The organism is Virgisporangium aurantiacum, from assembly GCF_016863635.1.
In the GTDB taxonomy this organism is placed as follows: Bacteria; Actinomycetota; Actinomycetes; order Mycobacteriales; family Micromonosporaceae; genus Virgisporangium; species Virgisporangium aurantiacum.
This window is the reverse complement of sequence record NZ_BOPG01000102.1, coordinates 25676-46213: the sequence shown is the minus strand read 5'-3', so window position 1 is coordinate 46213 and position 20538 is coordinate 25676. Positions and strand designations below refer to the sequence as shown.

The window sequence follows — 20538 nt, the reverse complement described above, 5'->3', positions numbered from 1 at the left end:
CGAGCTACGCGGCCATGTCATTCCCGGATGAACGAAGTGAATCTTCATACTGCGAGCGGTTGAATACGAGTGGCCCAAGCCCGCTGAGATCCCAATTGCGGCTGTTGTTCCGAAATCCCGACCAGGTCACCGTTTGCTCCGTCAGGACGACTCTGGTCAGAAGCGCCCAGCAGTCATTGATGCCGCAGGTGCACCCCAACACCATGGTTTCGCCCTCATCCCCGCCATGAGGCAGTTCGAGACGCTCACCGAGAAAGTGGCGGCTGGGCCAGGCGAAGTTCGTCGAAAGGGGCATGTAGTTTCCCGCGAGTTCCTGTGCGAGTGTCCCAGGCGGGAGATCCGCAAATTCACTAGCGCGTTCGATCTCCTCGGCTTCTGCGTACGGAAGTTCCAACTCCCGGACGCGCTGAATCAGCGAGACACCGTCGACGGCGATGTCCACCACCGGCCATCTGCTCGGCTCCCAGGCAACCGGGAGCAGGACCGCACGAAACTCGATCGTGTTCACGTCCAGACGATACCGACGGTCGATGATCGAGATTCGTTCAGATGATCACTCGGTTAGCCTGTGCTCATGCCGTCCTTCAACGACAACATCATCGACATCTTCCGGGCCAACGACGGCGTCGTCGGCATGCATTGGGAGGGCAAGACCCTGGTCCTGCTGCACCACGTTGGACGGCGCTCCGGCAAGGAGTTCGTCACTCCCCTGGTCGCCGCCCCCGCCGGTGACGCGTACGTGGTCTGCGCCAGCATGGGTGGTGCGCCGGAGGACCCGCAGTGGGTGGCCAACCTGGAGACCGCCACCGGCCCGGCCACGATCGAGCTCGGCCCGGCCACGCTCAGCGTGGACTACGACGTGGTCCGCCCGGGCGATCCGCGTTGGGAAGACCTCTACGGGACCTGGCGCGCCTACTGGCCGGACGCCGCCGAGTACGAGAAGAAGACCGACCGCCAGTTCCCGGTCGTCCGGCTGCAGGTACCGCCGGCCGGCTGATCCGGCCGGTCGCCTCAGGTCTCTCGGCGCTCAGCCGCCGGCCTCGTCGAGCCAGCCCTGTGCGGCCACCCGGACGGACCCGTCCGGGTCGCCGCACGCGGTACGGCCGACGTCCAGGTACGCCTGGCCCTGGCGGCCCCACCACCGCAGCCCGAGAACCGACAACCGCCGCACCACCGGGTCCGGGTCGTCGGCGGCGCGGCGCGCCAGCACCGGCAGCACCCGACGGCCGGCGGCCGCACCGAGGCGCCGCTCGCCGAGAACGGTGACGGCATGGCGGCGCACCAGCGGATGCGGCGACCCGGTTCCGCGCAGCGCCTCGTCGACCTCGGCGGCACCGATCTGGCACATCGGCGTGCCCGGTGACAACTCGGACTCCAGCATCGCCAGCAGGTCCGGACGGTCCTCGATCGCCCGTTCCAGCGGCGCGTAGTCCAGCGGCCGCGGCGCCGACGCGTGGTCCCGGAAGCTCCGGTACGGGGCGGTGACCGCGGTCGCGACGTCGCCGGGTGGCCCCGGCGCGGCGAGGACGATGTCGAGCCGGCCGAGCCGGGACAGCGCCGACGCCACCCAGGACCGGTCCGCTCCGTTGGTGCGGTGAAGCGCTGCGGCCAGGGCCTGCACGACGGTGTCGTCGGCCAGGCCGATGTCGGCGAGTATCTTCGCCGCCTGCCAGCCCTCCCCGTCGACGGTGAGCCGCGGCAGCAGCGCCGGCACGGCGGCCGGTCCGAGGTCACGAAGAGCCGTCTCGGCGTCCTCGCTCCCGATCGGGCCGTCGAACGTGCCGAGCAGCCCGACCAGGTGCGCGGCCTGCCGGTCCGGCGGCAGCGCGGCGAGCTCGGACCGGGCCCGGGTCTGCTCGTCGAGTTCCGGGAACATCCGGCGGGTCTCCGCCTTCGTCAGGATCCGCGGGACGACCGTCGCGTGCAGCTCCGCGTCGAGCACCACCACCGGCAGGCCGCCGAGGCCGCGGCGAGCCCGCCGGCACACGGTGACCAGCGCGGTGACGAAACGATCGAACGTCGCGTCCCACTGCGCGACGGTGCCCCGGCGGGCGTGGGCGGCGAGGTCGTGCTCCCACCGCCGAGCGACGTCGCCCGAAAGCCAGTCGACGTCGTCGTACTCCCAGTCGGCAGGGCTCCACCGCAGGTCGTCCCGCTCGTCGGCCGGGAGCCGGCCGAGTGCCTGTTCGGTGTTGACGGCCAGCATCGGCAGCCGGATCGGCCCGTCGGTCTCGCGGTACAGCAGCCACAGCGCGGCGGCGTAGAACCGCTCGTCGTGGCGGTCGGCGACAAGCGCGGAGACGGCGCGCACGAGGGCGTCGGCGAGGTCGTTCTCCAGCGCCCGCCAATCGAACCGTGTCACGGCGACGACCATAGCGGCAATGCCCCGGCGACCCGGGCGACATTGACCAACATCAGTGCGCGTTGGGGCTGTTCTTCGCGCCATCCATCGATCATCATGATTTCATCATCGTGGTGACGGGGGTACCAGGTGCGGAGATCCAGGCGAGTTGGCGCTGCCTTGTGGCCGAGTGGCCGGCTGCCGTTCGCGGCCGTCGCCGTCACGGCGTTGCTGGTCGGAGGCGCGGCGCCGGTCGCGGCGCGCGCCGATCCGATCCCGCCGTCGCCCGCCGTCGTCGCCGCTCCGACCACGCTCGTCACGACCACGCTCGCACCCGGCCTCACCCTCCGCGACACCACCGCCAGCGGACCCAACGTGGTCAACGTTCTGACCGCGGACCTGTCCGAGCCCACCCTGAAGCCGAAGTACCTCAACCCCGGCACGGTCGGTGCGACCACGGCCCTGACCACGCAGGCCAACCGGGTCGGCGCCGTGGCCGCGGTCAACGGGGACTTCTTCGACATCGGTGCCACCGGGGCGCCGCGCGGTGTGGGCATCGACAACGGCACGTTGCTCAACGGCCCCGCCTCCGGCTGGAACCAGGCGGCGGCGCTGTACGCCAACGGCGCGGGCAGCCGTGGCGGGCTCGCCGACATCTTCCTCGATGCCACGATCACCCTGCCCGGCGGCGTCACACGCACCGCCACCAACCTCAACTCGCCGAACCTCGCCGCCAACGGGATCGGCATCTACAACCCGCTGTGGGGCGACCAGCCGCGCAGCCAGGTGCTCGACGGGGCGACCCGGTCCCGCGAGATCGAGGTCACCGGCGGCACGGTCACCAGGGTCGGCACGAGCCCCGGCGGCAAGGTCGCCACCGGCACCGTCGTCGTTCTCGGTGTCGACGCCGGCGCCGACGCCCTCGCCGCGCTGACGGTCGGCGACCCGGTCTCGGTGAACTACCGGCCGCGTGGCGGAGACGGCGCGCAGGTGGCGATCGGTGGCAACCTCGTGCTGGTGCGCGACGGCGTCGTCACCACGACATCGCACCCGCGTAACCCGCGCACCGCCATCGGATTCTCCGCCGACGGCCTCACGATGTGGCTGGTCGTCGTCGACGGCCGGTCCACCGCCAGCGTCGGAATGACCTACGTGGAACTGGCGAACTACATGAAGTCCCTCGGTGCGGACGACGCGCTCAACCTCGACGGCGGCGGGTCGACGACACTGGTCGCCCGGATGCCGGGTGCGACGGGCGTCTCCGTCCGCAACACCCCCTCCGACGGTGCGCAGCGCCCGGTGCCCAACGGAATCGGCTTCGTCTCCACCGCACAGCCCGCCGCGTGCGTCACCGCCAACCTGACCTTCACCAGCTATCCCGGCTCTCCTCCGGCGCGACCGGAAACACCGTGACCGCCGCGCAGTGCCTCCTGAAGAACGCCGGATTCGATACGGGTGCGGCCAACCCCTCCGGCACGTTCGACGTCGGTACGACGTCGGCCACCACGCGGTTCCAGCAGGATCGGGGACTCGCGGCGACCGGGATCGTCGACTCCCACACGTGGACCGCGCTTCTGTCCACAGGCGACACTCCGACGCTGCGCGTCGGCTCCACCGGGTACGCGGTCACCCGCCTGCAACGGGCACTCACCGCCGCGTTGTCCCGCACGGTGAGCGCCGACGGGCAGTTCGGGCCGCTGACAGAGCAGGCGGTCCGGGACTACCAGACCGCACGAAGCCTCGGCGCCGACGGCATCGTCGGCCCCCTGACATGGACGGCGCTGCAAGCCGGTAGATAGGTCCACGGAAGGACTGCGTGATGGGCTGGAAAGCAGTTGTAGCGGGCGTACTCCTCGCCGGTCTCGCCGCGCCGATGTCGATACCCGCGCCGGTGTCCGCGTCGGTTCCCACCCCGACGGTCGACACCACCGTCGTGTCCTACCACGGCTACCGCGTGGAGATCCCGGCCACCTGGCGGGTGGTCGACCTGGCCAAGTCCCCCGATGCCTGTGCACGGTTCGACACGCCGGCGGTCTACCTCGGCCATCCCGGTGACCAGTCGACCTGCCCGGCCAGGCTGCCCGGTCGCACGGCGGGCCTGATCGTCGAACCGTTGGACGGCACCGTCGCCGAGCGGATCACCGACGACGTCGCCGTGGTGGCCGCCGGCGCGGTGCCGCCGTCGGCCGTGACCCGGGACGGGTCCATCCAGGTGGCGGTCGAAACCGCCGGAGTCCTCGTGACGGCCCTGCACACGCCCGACGCCGAGCCGACCGTACGGAGCATCCTGATGAGCGCGCGCCTGACCACGGGTGGGCGCGCCGCGACGATTCCCCCGCGGTCCCCCGCCGGGACCGCGGCGGTGACGACGCCGCAGCCAGGTACGTTCCGCGGCAAGGGGTTCGACGCGTGCACGGCACCACCACAGTCCACTATGGACAAGTGGCTGTCCGCCTCGCCGTACCGGGCGATCGGCGTCTACATCAGCGGCGGATCGCGGGCCTGCGCCCAGCCGAACCTCACCGCTTCCTGGGTGTCGACCCAGGTGACCAAGGGCTGGCGCCTGATCCCGATCGACGTCGGCCGGCAGGCGCCGTGCACGAGCTTCAGCAGCCGGATCTCGAGCACCCCGGCGACCGCGCGTTCGCAGGGCAGCGACGCGGCCGCGACGTCCGCGCGAGCGGCACAGGCTCTCGGCATCCCGACCGGCAGCGCCATCTACAGCGACATCGAGGGCTACACGTCGACCGCCTCCTGCCGGGCCGCGGTGCTGTCGTACCTGTCCGGTTGGACCGAGGCGCTGCACGGGCTGGGATACCTGTCGGGCGTCTACTCCAGCGCCTCCTCGGGTATCCGGGACGCCTCCAACGCCTACGACGACGCGAGCTACACCCGCGTCGACCACATCTGGTTCGCCTGGTGGAACAACGCCGCGGACACGAACACCGGGTCGTACGTGCCGTCGACGCGGTGGGCCGACCACCAGCGGATCCACCAGTACGCCGGCAACGTCTCCGAGACGTGGGGCGGTGCGACGCTGAACATCGACCGCAACTTCCTGGACGTCGCGGCAGCCACCCCCGAACCGCCGGCGGCGTGCCTCACCGTCACCCTCGACTTCACCGCCTACCCGGCACTCGCCGCCGGCGCCACCGGCGGCCCGGTACGCGCCGCCCAGTGCCTGCTGGAGAACTCCGGCCACCAACCGGGCGCGGACGGACCGACGGGCACGTTCGACGCCGGCACGGTCGCGGCGACCCAGTCGTTCCAACAGGCCCGCGGACTGCCCGTCACCGGCACCGTCGACTCGCACACCTGGACCGCGCTGCTCGCTTTCGGTGACACACCGCTGCTGCAGAACGGATCAACCGGACCCGCGGTCAACCGGTTGCAGCGCGCGTTGACCGCCGCGCTCTCCCGCACCGTCACCATCGACGGCCAGTTCGGACCCCTGACCGAGGAAGCGGCTCGCAACTACCAGACCTCCCGCAGCCTGTCCGTCGACGGTGTCGTCGGCCAGCAGACCTGGACCGCACTGCAGACCGGAAAGTAGGCGAACGAGCTATGCACCGTCGTCGCCGTCGCGCAGGGAATGGATCATGCTCCGCAGGATCCGGAACGCCTTTGACTGGTCGGTCTCGCTCAGGCCGGCCAGCATTCTGACCTCGACGGAGCGGACCGCCACGGTCGCCTTCTCCAGGCTCCGCCGCCCGCGGGGGGTGAGCCGCGTGGGAAGAACCTTTCCGACGGGTGCCTCCGCGGGCCTGGTCACGTAGCCCTCCCGTTCCAGGGCCTGTAGCAGCACGTTCATCGACTGCCGGGTCACGAACGCGCCCCGCGCGAGCTCGGAGTTCGACAGGCCCGGCCGTTGAGCCAGCAGTTCGAGGCAGGCGTACCGCGTCACGTTCATCCCGAGCGGCCGCAGCACCTCCTCCATGGCCACGCGGAGGGCGCTCGACGCCTCTTTCAGCAGGTAGCCCAGTGACGTCTCCAGGTCGACGCCGACACCGTCTTGACTCATGTCAGCATTCTGACATACGGTGTCTCGTGTCAGACAACTGACACGAACGAAGGAGCATCATGCCCGCCACCGGCCCCGACTTCATCTCGCTCCAAGCGCGCGACCTCGACGCTTCGCAGGCGTTCTACGAGCGGTACCTCGGCCTCGTCCGCTCGCCGGCCGGACCTCCGCACGCCGTCGTCTTCGACACCAAGCCGATCGCGTTCGCACTCCGCGACGTCGTTCCCGGCACCGACCTCGCATCCGTTGCCCAGCCCGGCATCGGTGCCGCGATCTGGCTCCACGCCACAGACGTCCAGGCCATTCACGACGCCCTCGCCGCCGACGGTCACACCATCGTCTCCGCACCGATCGACGGCCCCTTCGGCCGGACCTTCACCTTCGCCGACCCCGACGGCTACCGGATCACTCTCCACGACCGCGCCTGACAGGCCAACCGCCACCGGTGCGCGTTCTGAGCGGGCCCCGACGGCGAGGTTCCGCCGCACCGGAGCTGGCGCCGCTGACCGCCCGGGAGACGGAGATCCTGCGCCTGGTCGGCACCGGCCGATCCAACGCCGCCATCGCGCGCACGCTGTTCGTCAGCGAGGCCACCGTGAAGACCCACCTGACCCGGCTGATGTCCAAGCTCGACCTGTCCAGCCGCGCCCAGGCCGTCGTGACCGCGTACGAGACCGGCCTGATCGTCCCGGGACGACGCGACGCCTGACCCGTCGCTCGGCTCGCGTGCCTACTGCGGCAGAGTGTCGGTCCACTCGGTGGTCAGGGCGATGGATCCGCCCTCTCCGGCCATGTACAGCCCTCCCTCGGGCAGGACGACGAAGGTGCTCCGATGGACCCGCGTGGTCGCCGGGTCGATGACCAGTTGCACCTGCAGGTCGTCGAAGAGGGTGATCCGCAGTCCGGTCCCGCCGTCGACCGGGCCGAGGTTGGTGACGTTCGGATAGGCGGCGATGGCCTGGAACGCGGCAGCGCGGACCTTCGGCGGCGCCGGCAGCTGGGACACCAGTGAGATGAGGCCGTAGAAGACGTGCTCGGCCCGACCGTCGGCGTCCAGCGGGCCGCCGCTGTTCCTGATGCCGCTGTTCTCGACCGCGGTGGTGACCCACGCCTTCAGCGCGTCAGGGCTGGTCGGCAGGTTCTGGATCTGCTGAAGGCTCACATTGTGAGCGCCGACGGTGAATCCAGCGTTGTTGGGCGACGCGACGGGCCGGTCGCCGAACTTGGGGGTGCGGTACCAGGCCTTTCCGTCGCGGTCGAACCAGTACTCCCACCGGGTCCCGTCCGTCGTCACCGTTTTGATGTACCAGTAGGTTCCGGTGCCGTCCGGCTGCTGCTGTGCGGTGGTCGCGGCCGCGAGCAGGAGGTCCGGCCCGGACAGCGTCGCGGTTGTCTGGCGGGGTGGCGGCGGACTGTCGCCGGAACCTCCCGTCGCCGTGACACCGACGACCGCCGCGATCGCCGCCGCGGCGGTCAATGCCGCGGTGACGAGGACGGGCCGCCGCACCGGTGGACGGGCCCGGGTGGTGCGTCGATCACGGTGGATCTCGCTCATCACGAACTCCTGCAGTTGGTGGTGACGGTCGCTCGGAAGGTCCCGTTCCACCGTTCCCGGCACCAGCCGGGCCAGTTCCTCGCGCACATCCGCGTCGGACCGGTTCGGGGATCTGTTCATCGGACTCTCTCCTGAGCGAGCAGGGCCACGATGTCGCGGCCACCATGTACCTGTCCGGAGCCGGCAGGCGGTTCCCCGTCTTCGTCGGGTGGGCGCAGCTTTCCGGCGGCGACGAGCCTGGCCAGCCGGGCGCGGGCCCGGGACAGCCGCGACCGCACCGTGCCGACCGGGACGCCGAGTGCCCGCGCCGCCTCGGTGTAGTCGAGGCCGGCCCACACGCACAGCGCCAGCACCTCACGCTCGGGCCCACGCAACGCCGCCAACGCCACACCCACCCGGGCCAGCCGGTCACGGTCGTCGATACGCGTGGCGACCTCGTCGGCGGGGTCGGGTACCGGCTCGGCCCGTGGTAGCCGGGCCAGCACACCGTCGTGCCGCCGGGCGGCCCGTCGGACGTTACGCGCGACGTTGGTGGCTATGCCCAGCAGCCACGGCCGTAACGACCCGCCGCCGTCGGGACCGGCGTCGACCCGTTCCCGCAGCCGCCACGCCTCCAGGAAGGTCAGGGACACGACGTCCTCAGCGGTCGACCAGGTGCCCGTCAGCCGGAACGCGTGGTTGTACACCGAACGGGCGTGCTCGACGAACAGCTCCCGGAAGACCTCCGGATCCCCGGCGCACACACGTTGTCGCTCAGGAAGACGCATGCTTCTCTCCACACCTGGAACTGTCCGCACCGACGATCGAGTTCCTGTGACACCGGCCACAGGGACCCGGTTGACAGTGCGCCGCGGCGGCCAGCGGCACGGTGACGCGCCACAGCTGTCAGGATGCGCGGATGGAGTTCCAGATCGCCATCTCCGCCCCGGCGGACAGCCACCCGTTCGAGGTCGCGATCGAGCCGGAGGGGATGTCCTACGCACTGCCCGCGACGACCAAGGTCGTGCTGACGTTCCGAGGCTCGGATGCCATGACGGTCGAACTGACCCATCACCCGGACGCATTGATCATCTGGCGGCCGGCAGACACCGAGGTGTGGGCCACCACCGCTGACGGCAGGCACGAGCAGATCGCCGGTTGGAAGGAGATTCCGGCGCCTGGTCTGGACTCCGGCGGGGCGCCGCTGACCCATCCGATGCGAACGATGATCGAGACGCTCTTCCACGGCCGGGAGACGCCATGACACCGCTGACACCCGCCGAGGCGCTAGCCCGGGGTCGGTGGTGCTGTGGTTCCGTGGCGGGTCTGGCGGTGGAGCATCTCGAGGATCTGGTCGGCGGCGCCGGTTGCCTCGCGGCGATGGTGTGCGAGGTAGGACTCGACGAGGAACACGTCCCGGTATATGCGGGCCCGGTCGATGGTGGCACTGTCGAACAGGGTCTCCAGCACGGTCCAGCCGAACCCGTCGGCGAGGCAGGCGATGTCGTAGGCCCGGTCACCGGCGAAGGCGAGATCCCAATCCAGTACGCCCACGAGCCGGTCGGCCTGCCAGAGAAGGTTGGTGCCGGCGAGGTCACCGTGGACGAGGACCGGCGTGGCCGGTGCAGCCAGCGCGCTCGCCTCGTCGATGCTGCGGGTGACCAGCCGGGCGGCCGGCGGGTTCAGGCGCGGGAGCAGATGCCGGCGAGCCTCGTCGGCCCATTCGGTTCCGCCGGCGGGTGCACGTGGCGGTCCGATGGCATGCGAGATGCCGTCCAACGGAACAGCGGCGATGGCGTCGAGGGCGTCGCGTAGCACCGCCGGATCGGTCAGTCCGGGCTCGGGCACCGGGCGTGGCTTGCCCGCAACGAAGGTCGTCGCCAAGGCGGTCCTTCCGTCGAGCGCCTCGATCGCTCCCACCGGCCGCGGAACGGCGAGTGGCAACCGTGCGTCGGCCAGGACGGTCAACAGCGTGGCACTTCGCCGCAACTCAACCTCGGCCTGAACGGTGCGGGCAAACCGCACCGCGGCAAAGCCCGGCACCACAACGACGTCATGCGACATCCCACGACGTACGACCGCACCGCCGACATCGGCCTGCGGCCAGCGTGCGGCAACCGACCTGATCAGGTCCCCCGCGTCCGGCTGCACCGGCCAAGCGTACGAGCCGTTGGGGCCCACCTTCGCCTACGGTCTCGTCTCTGAATCGCACCCGTGTTGATCGTGCCCGGTAGCATTCATGCCGATGATCGACGTTGCGCGCTGGTTGTGGCAGGAAGCCGATCCTGGATCGTGGACCCCCGACGACCTCGAAGCGATGTGCACCGCCCGGGGCTGGCGCATCGAGGGTGAGCAGGTCAGCACCGGACTGCCGACCGGCGACGGCGTGCTGCACACCGCACCCGGCAACGACACGTACATCGCGCTGTCGGTGCCGCTGAGCGGACCGCACCCGGACGCGGCTACCGCGAGCGCGGAGTTTCGGCGCGCCGGCAAGGAACTACGCGACGAGTTCGGCGAGTCGACGGCCGCTGGCCACTACATTCTGTTCGACGGCCGGTACGAGCCGCATTCGCCCTGGGGCGGGCCGTTCCGCCAATGGCGCGGCCCGGACCGGCTGCTCGACCTGAGGTTCGAGGACCGCAGCGTCACGATCGCCCTGCAACCCCGGGAGATCGTCGAGCGGCACCGGGTCGAAGCGGTCCGGTCCACCACGCCGCACACCGTGCACGGCTTCCACCTGCTCCATCGCGACGGGTACCTCGATGGGCTGAACATGCCCGGCGGCTGGCTGGTCGACGACTGGGAGATCTTGCGCGAGCAGTTCGCCCGGCTGCTGACCGCGATGCCGACGACAACCGCCGCACTGGGCACCACCGTCAGTTTCCGGTTCTTCCCCACCGTCTCCGTCGGCAAGACCGCATGGGTGGACATCCTTTCCCGCGACCGGCTGTGCGTGTACGGCACACTCGACCTTGTCGCCGACCCCGCCTCGCTCGGCTGGCAACCCACGAGCGAACCGCCTGACGACGTCTTCGGGTGGCGACCGTTCCAACTCGGCCGATACCCGGAGTGGATTGCTCCGCACGACGCCGACGGGACCGTGCTCGCCGACCTCATCGTCAACAGCGTGCTGGCAGCCGGCGTCACCGATGCCAACGACTCGTCGGTGGAGTTTCTGTGGGAACCGCCGAGACATTACCCACGGATGTACGGCCTGAGCGTCATGGAATAGGTGACACGGAGCGGCATGGGCCGATGGCGGGCTGTCGCTAACGATCAAGCCCGGCACGGGCGATCGACGGTGGGCCTTCGTCAGGCAACACGACGACGAACTGACAATCCTCCGTGATGACCCTGGCGATGCCTACGCGCTCGTTGGTGCTCCACGCCGCCGCGGCCGCTGGACCGCCCTCAACGATCTGACCCGCACGGCCGTAGTGCTGTCCCAGCCTCACGCCGGGCCCGTTGACCCAGATCTTGATCGGGCCGCCGCGGCGCAGTGCGGCGAGCAGCTCGTCCTTCATGGAACCCGGACCAGCCGCCAGGACCCGATCGTGAAGCCGTTCCTGCGCGCTCGGCCGGGTCGGCGCGGCCGCCGCATGAAGGCGGCAAGCGGGGCAGGCTGCCGGGTGGTTCGACCGGAACAGGTGGCGATAGACAGTGACTGTGCCGGCCGGGATGCTGCACAACGTCTGCTCGTCGTCCAGCGCATGCTCCACGCCGGGAGACCCTGGATCCACTGCCGCAGCGAACTGTGCCGGCTCCCGCGCAGCGTCGAACGACCAGCCACCGTCGTCGGCGATTGACACAGCCGGGAGCGTACCCGCCAGCGCCGCTAGGATGGGTCCGTGTCGAGGAGCAGCAGGGGATGTGAGGTGCGACCCGGGCAGCCGGGCACGCGCTGACCGGTCCCCTTTCCGATCAGTCGCGCGTGCCGCGCCTCTGAACTTGGAGCTTCGCCTACCGGGCGGGGTCCACGGTGTGGTGTCGCCGCGCGATGCTGCCCTCGAAGGTCTCCATGCTTGTCGCGTTTCTCGCCTTCTTTGCAATCGCTCTTCCCGACGGCGTGCTCGGCGTTGCCTGGCCGTCGATGCGGCTCGACTTCGGTGTGCCGATCGGCGCGCTCGGGGTGATGCTGCCGTTCGCGGTCGTCTGCTCGATGCTGTCGAGTTCGGCGACCGGGTTCGTGCTCGGCCGCATCGGTATCGGTTGGCTGCTCACGGTCAGCACGGCGCTGGCCGCAACCGCCCTGTTCATCCAGAGCCTGGCCGCCGCGTTCTGGGTGGTCGTGGCCGCGTCGTGCCTGTTCGCCGTCGGATCGGGCGCCATCGACGCGGGACTCAACGCGCACGTCGCCCGCCGGTTCAGCGCGCGGCGGATCACCTGGTTGCACGCGTGCTACGGGGTGGGTGCCGCGTGCGGGCCGCTCATCGTCAGCGGTACAGCCGGTCTGGGCCTGTCGTGGCGGTGGGCGTTCGGCGCCGTCGCCGCGATCCAGGGCGTGCTCGCCCTGGCGTTCATGGTGACAGCGCGGTCATGGGTCGCACCGATCCCGGCGGCGCGGCGCGCGAGTGACGGATGGTTCCCGGTGCGCGGGGCCTGGCCCGGGGTGACGCTGTTCGCGGTGTACACCGGGTTGGAGGCGAGCGCCTCGCTCTGGGCGTACACCTACCTGACCGGCGCCCGGGGGCTACGGCCCGCGTCCGCCGCGCTGCTGGTGTCCGCCTACTGGCTGACGCTCGTCATGGGACGCGTAGCGCTCGGCCCGATCGCCGACCGCACCGGTGCGCGTCCGATGCTGCTGGCCTGCTTCGGTGGCCTCACCGCCGGCGCCGCCCTCCTGTTCCTACCGGGGCGGGCCGCGGCGGCCGGGATCCTCATGCTGGCGCTGGCGGCGGCACCGGTGTTCCCGTTGCTGACCCTCACCACGAAGGACCGCGTCGGCGCGCACCACGCCGACCGGGTGATCGGATTCCAGGTGGCGGCCGGATCGGCGGGTGCCGCCACGATCCCGGCGGTGATCGGGGTCCTCATCGGCCGGTTCGGCGCCGACGTCCTGGCACCCTGCCTGGTGGTGCTCGCCCTGGCGGCGACGTCGACATATCTCCTCGCCACGAGATCGACGTCGAAGGCGTCGAGCGCACCTTCGCGGTAGCGATCGACGGCCTCTGCGACGCGGGCGAGCAGGTTTCCCAACTCGACTTCGTGGTACTCCGCGATTACCGAGCGCGCTGCTCGTCGCTCCGACTTGTCAGACACGGGCACGAGACTACGCAAGGCGTACGCCGCCTGACCCGGGCCCGATAACGCCGGGCGGTGTCCGGTCGCGTCGAGCGCCGGCGAGTGGCGTCAGCGCGGTCCGCCCGTACGATCTTGCTCGTGCAGATCCGGCCGTTTGCCCAACTCCGACCAGTTGATCAGGGCTGATCACCCACCGTGGAAGGGATGCAACCGCGGGTGGCGCGGGCGATGATGTGGATCGCGCTGGGGCTGATCGTCGTCGTCCGGCTGCTGAGCGGGATCGCGCATGGGTGGGGGGCGGGCGCGCTGCTGCTTGCCATGGTCTCCTACCCGCCGCTCGTCGCCCTGCTCTGGCGGTCGTGGCCGGGACGGGTGCGGTACGGGCTGGTGGCGCTCATCGTGGGGTTGGCGGCTCTGCCGTTCGCGGTGGTCGGTACGGGCTGGGACTGGCTGCCGTGGACGGTGGCCGTCGCGGTCCTGGTGGCCTTCCGGGGTCGGACGGCGGCCGCATTGTTCGCTGTTCTCCTCGGGGCTGTCCTGGCCGGTGGGTTGCTGGCGGGAGATTCCGCGGCGGACGTGCTGTGGCGGATGACCGCGACCGTCAACGACGGGTTGATCATCTTGAGCCTCCACACGCTGGCGGGGATGGTCCGCGATCTCACCACGGCGCGGGGCGAGCTGGCCCGGCTGGCGACGCTGCGCGAGCGGCTGCGGTTGGACGGGGAACTCCGCGATGTCGTGGGCGGGGATCTGCGGGTCATCGCCGAGCGGCTGTCCGGGGGGCTCGGCGGGGTCCGGGAGGCGGTCGACCTCGCCCGGCGGGCGCTGGCCCGGATCCGGGAGGCGGCGGCAAACTATCGGACGGCGGGCATGGCGGCGCACGGGGCGGGACTCGGGTCGCCGCGGATCGCGCGGTTCGTGCTACTCGGGGTGCTGCTCATGCAGGCGACGGCCGCAGCGGCCTACGTGGCGACCGTCAGTGTGGTGCAGCTGTTCGTCGCCGTGCCGGTGCTGGTCTCGATCGTCACGCTGTATCTGGTTCCGCATTTCCGCTACCGGCTCGTGGCAATCGCGGTCCTGACGTTCCCCTTGGTGTGGCCGGGCTCCTTTCTGGTGCCCGCCTGGGGATGGGACGGGATGTGGGGGTTCTTCATCGGGCTGAGCCTGCTGCGACTGCGGCCGCCCGCCTCGTGGGTGGTCGTCGTGTCGGTGCTCGGCCTGCACGTCGTGCTGGGCCGGACGCTGCCGCCGGTCCTTCCGCCCGCGCTGATCGCGATGAGCCTGGCTTCCGACCTCATCCTCGGCGGCCTGGTCTACAGCCTGACCCGACTGGGTGAACTGGTGGTGGTGCTGGACCGGGCGCGGTACGAACTGGCGGACGAGGCGGTCGCGCGGGAGCGGGTCCGGATGGCCCGGGATCTGCACGATGTGCTCGGGTTCAGCCTCTCGGCGGTGGCGCTGCGTGGGGAACTGGCGTTGCGGTTGCTGGACCGGGATCCCGGGCGGGCCGCCGCCGAGCTGGCTTCCCTGCGGGAACTGGTCGGGCGGTCGGCCCGCGAGCTCGCCATGATCACCGACGGCCGGATCAGGCTACAGCTGGCCCAGGAGATCGACACCGCTCGCGAGGTGCTGGCAGCGGCCGGGGCAGCGGCCGAGATCACGGTGTCGACGGGCCCGCTCGCCCGGCAGGCCGACACCGCGCTGGCTGCCGTGCTGCGGGAGAGTGTCACCAACGTCCTGCGGCACAGCAGGGTACGGACCTGTGTGATCGACATCGTCGAGGAAGGCGGCCTGGTGCGGCTGACGGTCACCAATGACGGGGTCGCGGTCGCGGATGTTCCGCAGCCGCAGGAGGGCCTGGGGCTGGCGAGCATGGCGGTACGGGCGGGAGGACGTCTGCGGGCGGGAACGCTACCGGGCGGTCGGTTCGAGTTGGTCGCGGAGTTCGGGTCAGATCCAGCCGGCTTCGGTGGCGATGCGGATGGCGTCGATGCGGTTGCGGGCACCGAGCTTGGTCACCGCTGAGGTGAGGTAGTTCCGGACGGTCCCGTAGCCGATGAAGAGGCGCTCGGCGATCTCTGCGGGCTGGGCACCGGTGGCCGAGAGCCGCAGTGCTTCGGTCTCGCGTTGGGTGAGCGGGCTGGGCGGGGTCCGGAGCGCGGTCAGCGCGAGGGCGGGGTCGACGGCCTGGCCACCCGCCGCGACCGCGCGGATCGCGTCGGCCAGGTCTCCGGGCCGCAGGTCTTTGGGGAGGAAACCCGCCGCACCGGCCGCCAGTGCCCGGCGGAGTTGGCCGGGACCGCTCAGCGCGGTAAGGATCAGGACCCGGCAGCCGGGCAACCGGTCGCGGAGCGCGGCGGTCGCGGTGATGCCGTCCTGATCGGGCAGATCGATGTCGATGACGGCTACGTCGGGCCGGTGTAGTAGTGCCTGCCGCACGATGTCGGCGCCGGACCCGACCCGTGCTACGACCTCGAGGTCGTCCTCCTGGCCGAGCAGCTCTATCAATGCCTCGCGGAGCAGCGACATGTCCTCGGCGAGGAGGATCCGGATCACGCCCAGCATGATCTCATGACTATGAAAAATGCATGGTCGAAACGCGTACAGGGGCACTGGGGACGGGCGCGGCGGCGGGCGAGGATCGTTCTGCCATCAGCAGCGTAGGGAGAGTTCATGATCCTTGTCACTGGTGCCAACGGAAACGTCGGCTCCGAAGTCGCCGCCGCTCTCGTCGACGCCGACGAGCCGGTACGCGCGCTCAGCCGCACCGCAGCAACGTCGTCGATACGACCCGGCGTCGAGGTCGTTCCCGGCGACCTGGACCGGCCCGAGACGTTGGCCGCCGCCCTCGCCGGCGTGGATGCGGTGTTCCTGCTGCCCGGCTTCCGGGACATGCCGGGTGTACTCGCCCGGATCCGTGCGGCCGGCGCGGCGCGCGTGGTGCTGCTCTCCGGCGGCTCGGCCGGTGACAACGACCCGGACAACGCGATCTCCCGCTACATGGCCCGCTCCGAGACCGCGGTCAGGGAATCCGGTCTGCCGTGGACGTTCCTGCGGCCCGTCGCGTTCATGTCCAACACCCTGCGTTGGGTACCCGAACTCCGCGACGGTGACGTGGTCCGCGAACCGTTCGCCACCGTACGGGTCGCCAACATCGACCCCTACGACATCGCGGCCGTCGCCGTCCGGGCCCTGCTGACCCCCGCACACGAAGGCAGGATCTACCACCTGTCCGGACCCGAATCCCTGCTGCCCGCCGATCGGCTCGCCATGCTCGGCGCGGTGCTCGGCCGGAACCTGACCCTGCGGGCGTTGTCGCCCGACGAAGCGCGAGCCGAACTGACCGCCGCCATGCCGGCCGAGTACGTCGACGCGTTCTTCCGCTTCTACGTCGACGGCACACTCGACGAGTCGACCGTTCGCCCCACCGTCGAGGAGATCACCGGTCGCCCGCCCCGCACCTTCCGGCAATGGGCCACCGCACACGTCGGGGCCTTCGCCGCCCGGAAATGACCGACACACCGCGACCCGGGCCGGACGCCAGCCTGCTCACCATCCTCACCACCGAGCACTTCGTTCTGCAGACCGCACGCGGCGGCACCATCGGCGAGGCCAACGGCCGCGCGTCGATCTACCTGGGCGCGGTCTCCAGTGGACTGATCGCGCTCGGCTTCGTGGCTGACGACAGCGACCGCTTCATCCTGTTCGCCGCGGCGGTACTGCCCGCCGTGCTGATCCTGGGCTGGTTCACCTTCGTGCGCCTGGTCCAGACCGGTGTGGAGAGCATGCGATACCTCGCCCGCATCCAACGGATCCGGCACTGGTACGCGCGCCAGTGTCCGCCCGGTTCGGTCTGGTTCGCCGATCTCGCCGACGATGCCGACGATGCCGACGATGTGGACGAGGCCGCGGCCGCGGTGCGCAGCATGGGTATGCGGCCGTCGTTCTGGCAGCTGCTGTACACCGCGGCCAGCATGGTCGGCGCACTCAACTCACTGATTCTCGGCATCGCCTGCTGCCTCGCCGTCCGCGGCGCCGACGCGCTCGCGCTGCCATGGGCCGCCGGCCTCGGCGTCCTGCTCGCCCTCGCGGCCCTCGTCGGCCACGTCGGCTATCAGCGCCGGGAGTTCGCCCGCGGCGTCGTATGACAAGCCCAGTCACGGTCAAGCGATGGGAAGTCCATGGAACCCACCGACATCCTGCCGATCGTCGCGATCCTGTCGTTGGTCACGGTCGAATTCGGCGGACACGCGCTGCTGCGCTTCATCACCACCGACCGGGACCGGCTCGGCGCGTCCCGGGAACGCTTCTTCCGGGCCGGTCACGCGCACGCCGGCGTACTCCTGGTGCTGACCCTGGTGTACCTGCTCTATCTGCCGCGCACCGGCTTCTCCGATGGGCTGCAGTGGCTGGTCGGCGTGATGTTGCTCGTCGGCGTGCTGGCCCAGTCGGGTGGCTTCTTCGTCCACATGGCGGTCGGCAGGGACGGCAGCCGCTCGGCCGGCACGACGCTGACCCGTAGCGGGGCACTACTCATTGCGGCAGCGCTGGTCGCCCTTGCCGTCGGACTCATCCGTGCCGCGTAGCGGACCGGCACTGTGATTTCTACTGTCCGGCGCGCAGGCGCGTCGGGGTGGACCGGCTGTTCGGGGTCTCGTCCGGGTCGAAGATCGACCACTGGGCCTTGCCGGCTGACTTGGCCGCGTACATGGCCAGGTCGGCGTGGTGCAGCAACTCGTCGGTGTCGGCGGTGTCGGCGGTGGTGAACGCGATCCCGACACTCCCGCCGATGTTGACCGCCCCCGCGGCCAGGAGTACCGGTTCGGCGAGCGTGTCGACCAGGCGCGACGCAAGGTCGGCGGCGGCCGCCCGGGTGAGATCGTGCGCGATGAGGACGAACTCGTCACCGCCGAGTCGGCAGACCAGGTCGTCGTTCCGCGTCGCCCGGGTGAGCCGGGCGGCCACCTCGCGCAGCAGTTCGTCACCGGCGGCGTGGCCGAGAGTGTCGTTGACCTGCTTGAAGTCGTCGAGGTCGATCAGCGCCACAGCCACCGGACGTCCGTCGACCCGGAAGCGGTCCACGGCCTGCGCCACCCGTTCCCCGAACAGGACGCGGTTGGCCAGCCCGGTCAGCCCGTCATACCAGGCCTGACGCTGCAGTTGGATCGTCAGCTCGTGGTTGCGCGACAACAGCGTCGCGTTGTCCCGCAGCGCGACCACCTGCCGGATCGTCACCGTGCACACCAGCAGCGCGAACACCGCGAGAACTCCGGCGCGCCGCCACTCCAGGCCCGGCGCGATCACGGCCATCACCAGCGCCAGCGCCGCGATCGACACTCCGAAGGGCAGCACACTGAACGGCCGACGCCGCCGACCGACGTCGAGGCGAGCCCGGACCGTCCTGTCCCGCCGGTACTGGTGGGTGACGCCGACCAACCCGCACAACAAGGCGCCGGCCAGCAGCACGCCGTTGACCCGGTCCGCCGACGAGCCCTGGTCCGCCTGAAACGCGCTACCGATCGCGGCCAACCCCACACACGCGGCGAACCACGCCAGGGTGCGGCCGGCCATGATGCCGGCGCCGGCGATGGCGACCTTCGCCAGCGCGAAACCGGACATGAGGGTGACCAACGGCGCCACAATCGCCGGGGCAAGGTCGGTGAGCCCGTCGGACGGCTCCCACGACGGGCCGATCAGGAAGAACCACAGGAAACACGTGCTGCCGAGCAGCACGTTGGCCACATCCAGCGCGACAGTCACCCGCTGGGCCCACGTGACGGCCGTGGTCGGGTACCGGAACATCGCGACGATCGTGACCGCACCCGCGACGGGGAAGAAGTACTGCCGGCCGATCGACTGGCCGAGCACGCCGAAGAACAGCTGTGCCCAGTCTGAAACCAGCTCGGCGAGCATGCCGGCGGTGTAGACGTACATCGCGCGGCTCATGATGCGCCAGAACGACGCGGTCGCCCTGGGCAGGTCCGGCAGGGTCGCGATCCCTCGCATGGTCAACGCCAGTAGAACGATCAGCACCAGCTCGGCGAGTGGCTGGAACAGCGTCTGCACCCGGCCACCGACCATCGTCGCCCCCACAGCGGTGGCGGCGACGACGACGCCGACCGGCAACGCCCAGCCGATGCCGTCCGGCCGCTCAACCGGTGCAGCCGTCGTCATCTTCGCTTCCTCATGACAATCCCCCGCCGATGTCCTACCGCTCGACACGGCACCCATCGGCTCACGGGTGGGGCACCTGAGGATGACGTCGGTCCGGGCCTCCGCATCAGGAACGTCTCGAAGGCGTGGTCATGTGTTACGGCGTCAGGTGGTTGCGCGGCATGAGGGCTGTGCAACCACCTGTCCGCGTGAGCTCGTTGTTACTGGTACAGCAGCGGGGTGATCTTGGCGTCGTCGATGTTCGTCTTGTCGTACCAGTAGAAGCCGGTGTCGATCGTCTTGGCCACGCTCTCACCCTTGATGACCGCCACCGCGGCCTTCACCGTCTCGTAGCCGATTCCCACCGGGTTCTGGGTGATGGCGCCGGCCATGAGGCCGCTCTTGATCGCGTCGACCTGATCCTTGCCCGAGTCGAAGCCAACGATCTTCAGCTTGCCCTGGATGCCGAGTTCCTGGACGGCGTGAACCACGCCGATGGCCGCGCCCTCGTTGGAGCCGTACATTCCCTTGAGGTCCGGGTTTGCGGCGATGATCGCCTTCGCGAGGTCGGTCGCCTTCAGCGGGTCACCGCTGTACTGGATGTCGACAATGTTGATCTTCGGCTCGTTCTTCTTCATGTAGTCACGGAAGCCGTCGCGGCGCTGCACGCCGGTCACACTCGTCTGGTCGTGCACCACCATGGCGATCTTGCCCTCGTGGCCGATCAGTTCGGCCATGCGCTTGGCCGCCTCGGCCGCGGCGGCGAGGTTGTCGGTCGACGCCGTGGTCACCGGCACGTCGCTGTCGACGCCGGAGTCGAACGCGATGACGGGGATCTTGCTGTCTTTGGCCTGCTGCATGAGCGGGCCCGCCGCCTGACTGTCGATGGCGGCGAAACCGACGGCGTCGGGGCGCTTGTCCAGGACGGTCTGCAACAGCTGGATCTGTTGCTCGACGTTGCCCTCCTCCTGCGCGCCCTCGAAGGTCACCTTGACGTTGAACTCCTTGCCGGCCTGCTCGGCGCCGGCCTTCACCGCCTGCCAGAACTGGTGGCGGAAGCCTTTCGAGATGAGTGCGACATAGGGCTGCTTGTCGCCGCCACTACCGCCGTCCGCATCCGGGTCGCCGCAACCCGACACGGCAACCGCGACCGCCATCACGCCGACAATCGCCGTGATCGTCCTTCTGTTCATCGACGTAACTCCTCAATACCTGGGTGATGGGAACAAACGACTCCCCGTCATC

23 protein-coding genes are annotated in these 20538 nt (G+C 70.1%); 13 read left to right on the top strand and 10 right to left on the bottom strand.

All coding sequences use genetic code 11. The features are described from left to right. Window positions 1-4: 4 nt before the first annotated feature. Window positions 5-508: a hypothetical protein gene (locus Vau01_RS56305; protein ID WP_204011001.1), complete on the bottom strand. Its 504-nt coding sequence runs from the start codon at window positions 506-508 to the stop codon at window positions 5-7. Between the two features lie 66 nt (window positions 509-574). Between Vau01_RS56305 and Vau01_RS56300 the strand changes: the two genes are divergently transcribed. Continuing rightward, window positions 575-997 (top strand): nitroreductase/quinone reductase family protein, encoded by a 423-nt coding sequence (locus Vau01_RS56300; protein ID WP_204010999.1) that lies wholly within the window; start codon window positions 575-577, stop codon window positions 995-997. Window positions 998-1027: 30 nt separating this feature from the next. Here Vau01_RS56300 and Vau01_RS56295 read toward each other — a convergent pair whose 3' ends face one another. Then, a complete protein-coding gene (locus Vau01_RS56295; protein WP_204010995.1) occupies window positions 1028-2362 on the bottom strand; it encodes a DUF4303 domain-containing protein in 1335 nt (444 codons plus the stop codon). Between the two features lie 159 nt (window positions 2363-2521). On the opposite strand from Vau01_RS56295, the gene Vau01_RS56290 reads away from it, so the two are divergent. The 3 genes from Vau01_RS56290 to Vau01_RS56280 are packed head-to-tail and all read left to right on the top strand — an operon-like array spanning window position 2522 to window position 5894. Beyond that, window positions 2522-3754, top strand: coding sequence for a phosphodiester glycosidase family protein (locus Vau01_RS56290; RefSeq protein ID WP_204010993.1), 1233 nt, complete (start codon window positions 2522-2524; stop codon window positions 3752-3754). Next, window positions 3751-4140 carry a peptidoglycan-binding domain-containing protein gene (locus Vau01_RS56285; RefSeq protein ID WP_204010991.1) on the top strand — a complete coding sequence of 130 codons (390 nt, stop codon included), beginning with the start codon at window positions 3751-3753 and terminating at the stop codon, window positions 4138-4140. The genes Vau01_RS56290 and Vau01_RS56285 overlap by 4 nt, the downstream gene beginning before the upstream one ends. A 20-nt stretch (window positions 4141-4160) precedes the next feature. Then, window positions 4161-5894: a glycoside hydrolase domain-containing protein gene (locus tag Vau01_RS56280; RefSeq protein WP_204010988.1), complete on the top strand. Its 1734-nt coding sequence runs from the start codon at window positions 4161-4163 to the stop codon at window positions 5892-5894. Window positions 5895-5903: 9 nt separating this feature from the next. Here Vau01_RS56280 and Vau01_RS56275 read toward each other — a convergent pair whose 3' ends face one another. Then, window positions 5904-6362 (bottom strand): MarR family winged helix-turn-helix transcriptional regulator, encoded by a 459-nt coding sequence (locus Vau01_RS56275; protein WP_204010986.1) that lies wholly within the window; start codon window positions 6360-6362, stop codon window positions 5904-5906. A 59-nt stretch (window positions 6363-6421) separates the two neighbouring features. Here Vau01_RS56275 and Vau01_RS56270 point away from each other — a divergent pair, with 59 nt between their 5' ends. Then, on the top strand, window positions 6422-6790 hold the full coding sequence (locus Vau01_RS56270; RefSeq protein ID WP_204010976.1) for a VOC family protein: 369 nt from the start codon (window positions 6422-6424) through the stop codon (window positions 6788-6790). A 17-nt stretch (window positions 6791-6807) separates the two neighbouring features. Then, window positions 6808-7071, top strand: a complete 264-nt coding sequence (locus Vau01_RS56265; RefSeq protein WP_444546060.1) for a response regulator transcription factor — start codon at window positions 6808-6810, stop codon at window positions 7069-7071. Between the two features lie 21 nt (window positions 7072-7092). Here the strand turns inward: Vau01_RS56265 and Vau01_RS56260 are convergent, their stop codons facing one another. Together Vau01_RS56260 and Vau01_RS56255 are read right to left on the bottom strand one after the other, a co-directional pair. Continuing rightward, entirely contained in the window at window positions 7093-8037 is a 945-nt protein-coding gene (locus tag Vau01_RS56260) for a CU044_5270 family protein (RefSeq protein WP_204010973.1), read from the bottom strand. After that, window positions 8034-8684, bottom strand: coding sequence for an RNA polymerase sigma factor (locus tag Vau01_RS56255; RefSeq protein ID WP_204010970.1), 651 nt, complete (start codon window positions 8682-8684; stop codon window positions 8034-8036). Before Vau01_RS56255 ends, Vau01_RS56260 begins: the two co-directional genes overlap by 4 nt. Window positions 8685-8815: 131 nt before the next feature. Between Vau01_RS56255 and Vau01_RS56250 the strand changes: the two genes are divergently transcribed. Then, window positions 8816-9160: a hypothetical protein gene (locus Vau01_RS56250; RefSeq protein ID WP_204010968.1), complete on the top strand. Its 345-nt coding sequence runs from the start codon at window positions 8816-8818 to the stop codon at window positions 9158-9160. A 23-nt stretch (window positions 9161-9183) separates the two neighbouring features. Here Vau01_RS56250 and Vau01_RS56245 read toward each other — a convergent pair whose 3' ends face one another. Then, window positions 9184-9960 carry an aminoglycoside phosphotransferase family protein gene (locus tag Vau01_RS56245; RefSeq protein WP_204010966.1) on the bottom strand — a complete coding sequence of 259 codons (777 nt, stop codon included), beginning with the start codon at window positions 9958-9960 and terminating at the stop codon, window positions 9184-9186. A 181-nt stretch (window positions 9961-10141) separates the two neighbouring features. On the opposite strand from Vau01_RS56245, the gene Vau01_RS56240 reads away from it, so the two are divergent. Further along, window positions 10142-11131, top strand: a complete 990-nt coding sequence (locus Vau01_RS56240; RefSeq protein WP_204010964.1) for a hypothetical protein — start codon at window positions 10142-10144, stop codon at window positions 11129-11131. A 37-nt stretch (window positions 11132-11168) separates the two neighbouring features. On the opposite strand, the gene Vau01_RS56235 is transcribed toward Vau01_RS56240, so the two are convergent. Then, window positions 11169-11708 (bottom strand): hypothetical protein, encoded by a 540-nt coding sequence (locus tag Vau01_RS56235; RefSeq protein WP_204010960.1) that lies wholly within the window; start codon window positions 11706-11708, stop codon window positions 11169-11171. A gap of 209 nt (window positions 11709-11917) precedes the next feature. Here Vau01_RS56235 and Vau01_RS56230 point away from each other — a divergent pair, with 209 nt between their 5' ends. Together Vau01_RS56230 and Vau01_RS56225 are read left to right on the top strand one after the other, a co-directional pair. After that, window positions 11918-13054: an MFS transporter gene (locus tag Vau01_RS56230; RefSeq protein ID WP_204010956.1), complete on the top strand. Its 1137-nt coding sequence runs from the start codon at window positions 11918-11920 to the stop codon at window positions 13052-13054. Between the two features lie 290 nt (window positions 13055-13344). Then, window positions 13345-15165 (top strand): sensor histidine kinase, encoded by a 1821-nt coding sequence (locus Vau01_RS56225; protein WP_204010953.1) that lies wholly within the window; start codon window positions 13345-13347, stop codon window positions 15163-15165. On the opposite strand, the gene Vau01_RS56220 is transcribed toward Vau01_RS56225, so the two are convergent. Next, complete coding sequence (locus tag Vau01_RS56220; protein ID WP_444546059.1) at window positions 15091-15705, bottom strand: response regulator transcription factor; 615 nt, start codon at window positions 15703-15705, stop codon at window positions 15091-15093. The two genes, Vau01_RS56225 and Vau01_RS56220, sit on opposite strands and share 75 nt — an antisense overlap. Before the next feature lie 108 nt (window positions 15706-15813). On the opposite strand from Vau01_RS56220, the gene Vau01_RS56215 reads away from it, so the two are divergent. From Vau01_RS56215 to Vau01_RS56205, 3 genes are read left to right on the top strand one after another with little or no spacing between them, the layout of a single operon-like run. Further along, window positions 15814-16653 (top strand): NAD(P)H-binding protein, encoded by an 840-nt coding sequence (locus tag Vau01_RS56215; RefSeq protein WP_204010947.1) that lies wholly within the window; start codon window positions 15814-15816, stop codon window positions 16651-16653. Continuing rightward, entirely contained in the window at window positions 16650-17288 is a 639-nt protein-coding gene (locus tag Vau01_RS56210) for a hypothetical protein (RefSeq protein WP_204010944.1), read from the top strand. Before Vau01_RS56215 ends, Vau01_RS56210 begins: the two co-directional genes overlap by 4 nt. Before the next feature lie 33 nt (window positions 17289-17321). Further along, window positions 17322-17726 (top strand): hypothetical protein, encoded by a 405-nt coding sequence (locus Vau01_RS56205; protein ID WP_204010941.1) that lies wholly within the window; start codon window positions 17322-17324, stop codon window positions 17724-17726. A gap of 19 nt (window positions 17727-17745) precedes the next feature. Here the strand turns inward: Vau01_RS56205 and Vau01_RS56200 are convergent, their stop codons facing one another. Together Vau01_RS56200 and Vau01_RS56195 are read right to left on the bottom strand one after the other, a co-directional pair. Continuing rightward, complete coding sequence (locus Vau01_RS56200) at window positions 17746-19314, bottom strand: GGDEF domain-containing protein (RefSeq protein ID WP_204010938.1); 1569 nt, start codon at window positions 19312-19314, stop codon at window positions 17746-17748. Between the two features lie 200 nt (window positions 19315-19514). Then, complete coding sequence (locus Vau01_RS56195; RefSeq protein WP_239152846.1) at window positions 19515-20450, bottom strand: ABC transporter substrate-binding protein; 936 nt, start codon at window positions 20448-20450, stop codon at window positions 19515-19517. Between the last annotated feature and the right edge of the window lie 88 nt (window positions 20451-20538).

Coding starts and splice junctions, on each gene's coding strand:
- Vau01_RS56230 (WP_204010956.1), top strand. CDS start 11,918: ATGCTTGTCGCGTTTCTCGCCTTCTTTGCAATCGCTCTTCCCGACGGC.
- Vau01_RS56225 (WP_204010953.1), top strand. CDS start 13,345: ATGCAACCGCGGGTGGCGCGGGCGATGATGTGGATCGCGCTGGGGCTG.
- Vau01_RS56220 (WP_444546059.1), bottom strand. CDS start 15,705: ATGCTGGGCGTGATCCGGATCCTCCTCGCCGAGGACATGTCGCTGCTC.
- Vau01_RS56245 (WP_204010966.1), bottom strand. CDS start 9,960: ATGTCGCATGACGTCGTTGTGGTGCCGGGCTTTGCCGCGGTGCGGTTT.
- Vau01_RS56255 (WP_204010970.1), bottom strand. CDS start 8,684: ATGCGTCTTCCTGAGCGACAACGTGTGTGCGCCGGGGATCCGGAGGTC.
- Vau01_RS56205 (WP_204010941.1), top strand. CDS start 17,322: ATGGAACCCACCGACATCCTGCCGATCGTCGCGATCCTGTCGTTGGTC.
- Vau01_RS56270 (WP_204010976.1), top strand. CDS start 6,422: ATGCCCGCCACCGGCCCCGACTTCATCTCGCTCCAAGCGCGCGACCTC.
- Vau01_RS56275 (WP_204010986.1), bottom strand. CDS start 6,362: ATGAGTCAAGACGGTGTCGGCGTCGACCTGGAGACGTCACTGGGCTAC.
- Vau01_RS56210 (WP_204010944.1), top strand. CDS start 16,650: ATGACCGACACACCGCGACCCGGGCCGGACGCCAGCCTGCTCACCATC.
- Vau01_RS56280 (WP_204010988.1), top strand. CDS start 4,161: ATGGGCTGGAAAGCAGTTGTAGCGGGCGTACTCCTCGCCGGTCTCGCC.
- Vau01_RS56215 (WP_204010947.1), top strand. CDS start 15,814: ATGATCCTTGTCACTGGTGCCAACGGAAACGTCGGCTCCGAAGTCGCC.
- Vau01_RS56260 (WP_204010973.1), bottom strand. CDS start 8,037: ATGAACAGATCCCCGAACCGGTCCGACGCGGATGTGCGCGAGGAACTG.
- Vau01_RS56200 (WP_204010938.1), bottom strand. CDS start 19,314: ATGACGACGGCTGCACCGGTTGAGCGGCCGGACGGCATCGGCTGGGCG.
- Vau01_RS56195 (WP_239152846.1), bottom strand. CDS start 20,450: ATGGCGGTCGCGGTTGCCGTGTCGGGTTGCGGCGACCCGGATGCGGAC.
- Vau01_RS56300 (WP_204010999.1), top strand. CDS start 575: ATGCCGTCCTTCAACGACAACATCATCGACATCTTCCGGGCCAACGAC.
- Vau01_RS56250 (WP_204010968.1), top strand. CDS start 8,816: ATGGAGTTCCAGATCGCCATCTCCGCCCCGGCGGACAGCCACCCGTTC.
- Vau01_RS56240 (WP_204010964.1), top strand. CDS start 10,142: ATGATCGACGTTGCGCGCTGGTTGTGGCAGGAAGCCGATCCTGGATCG.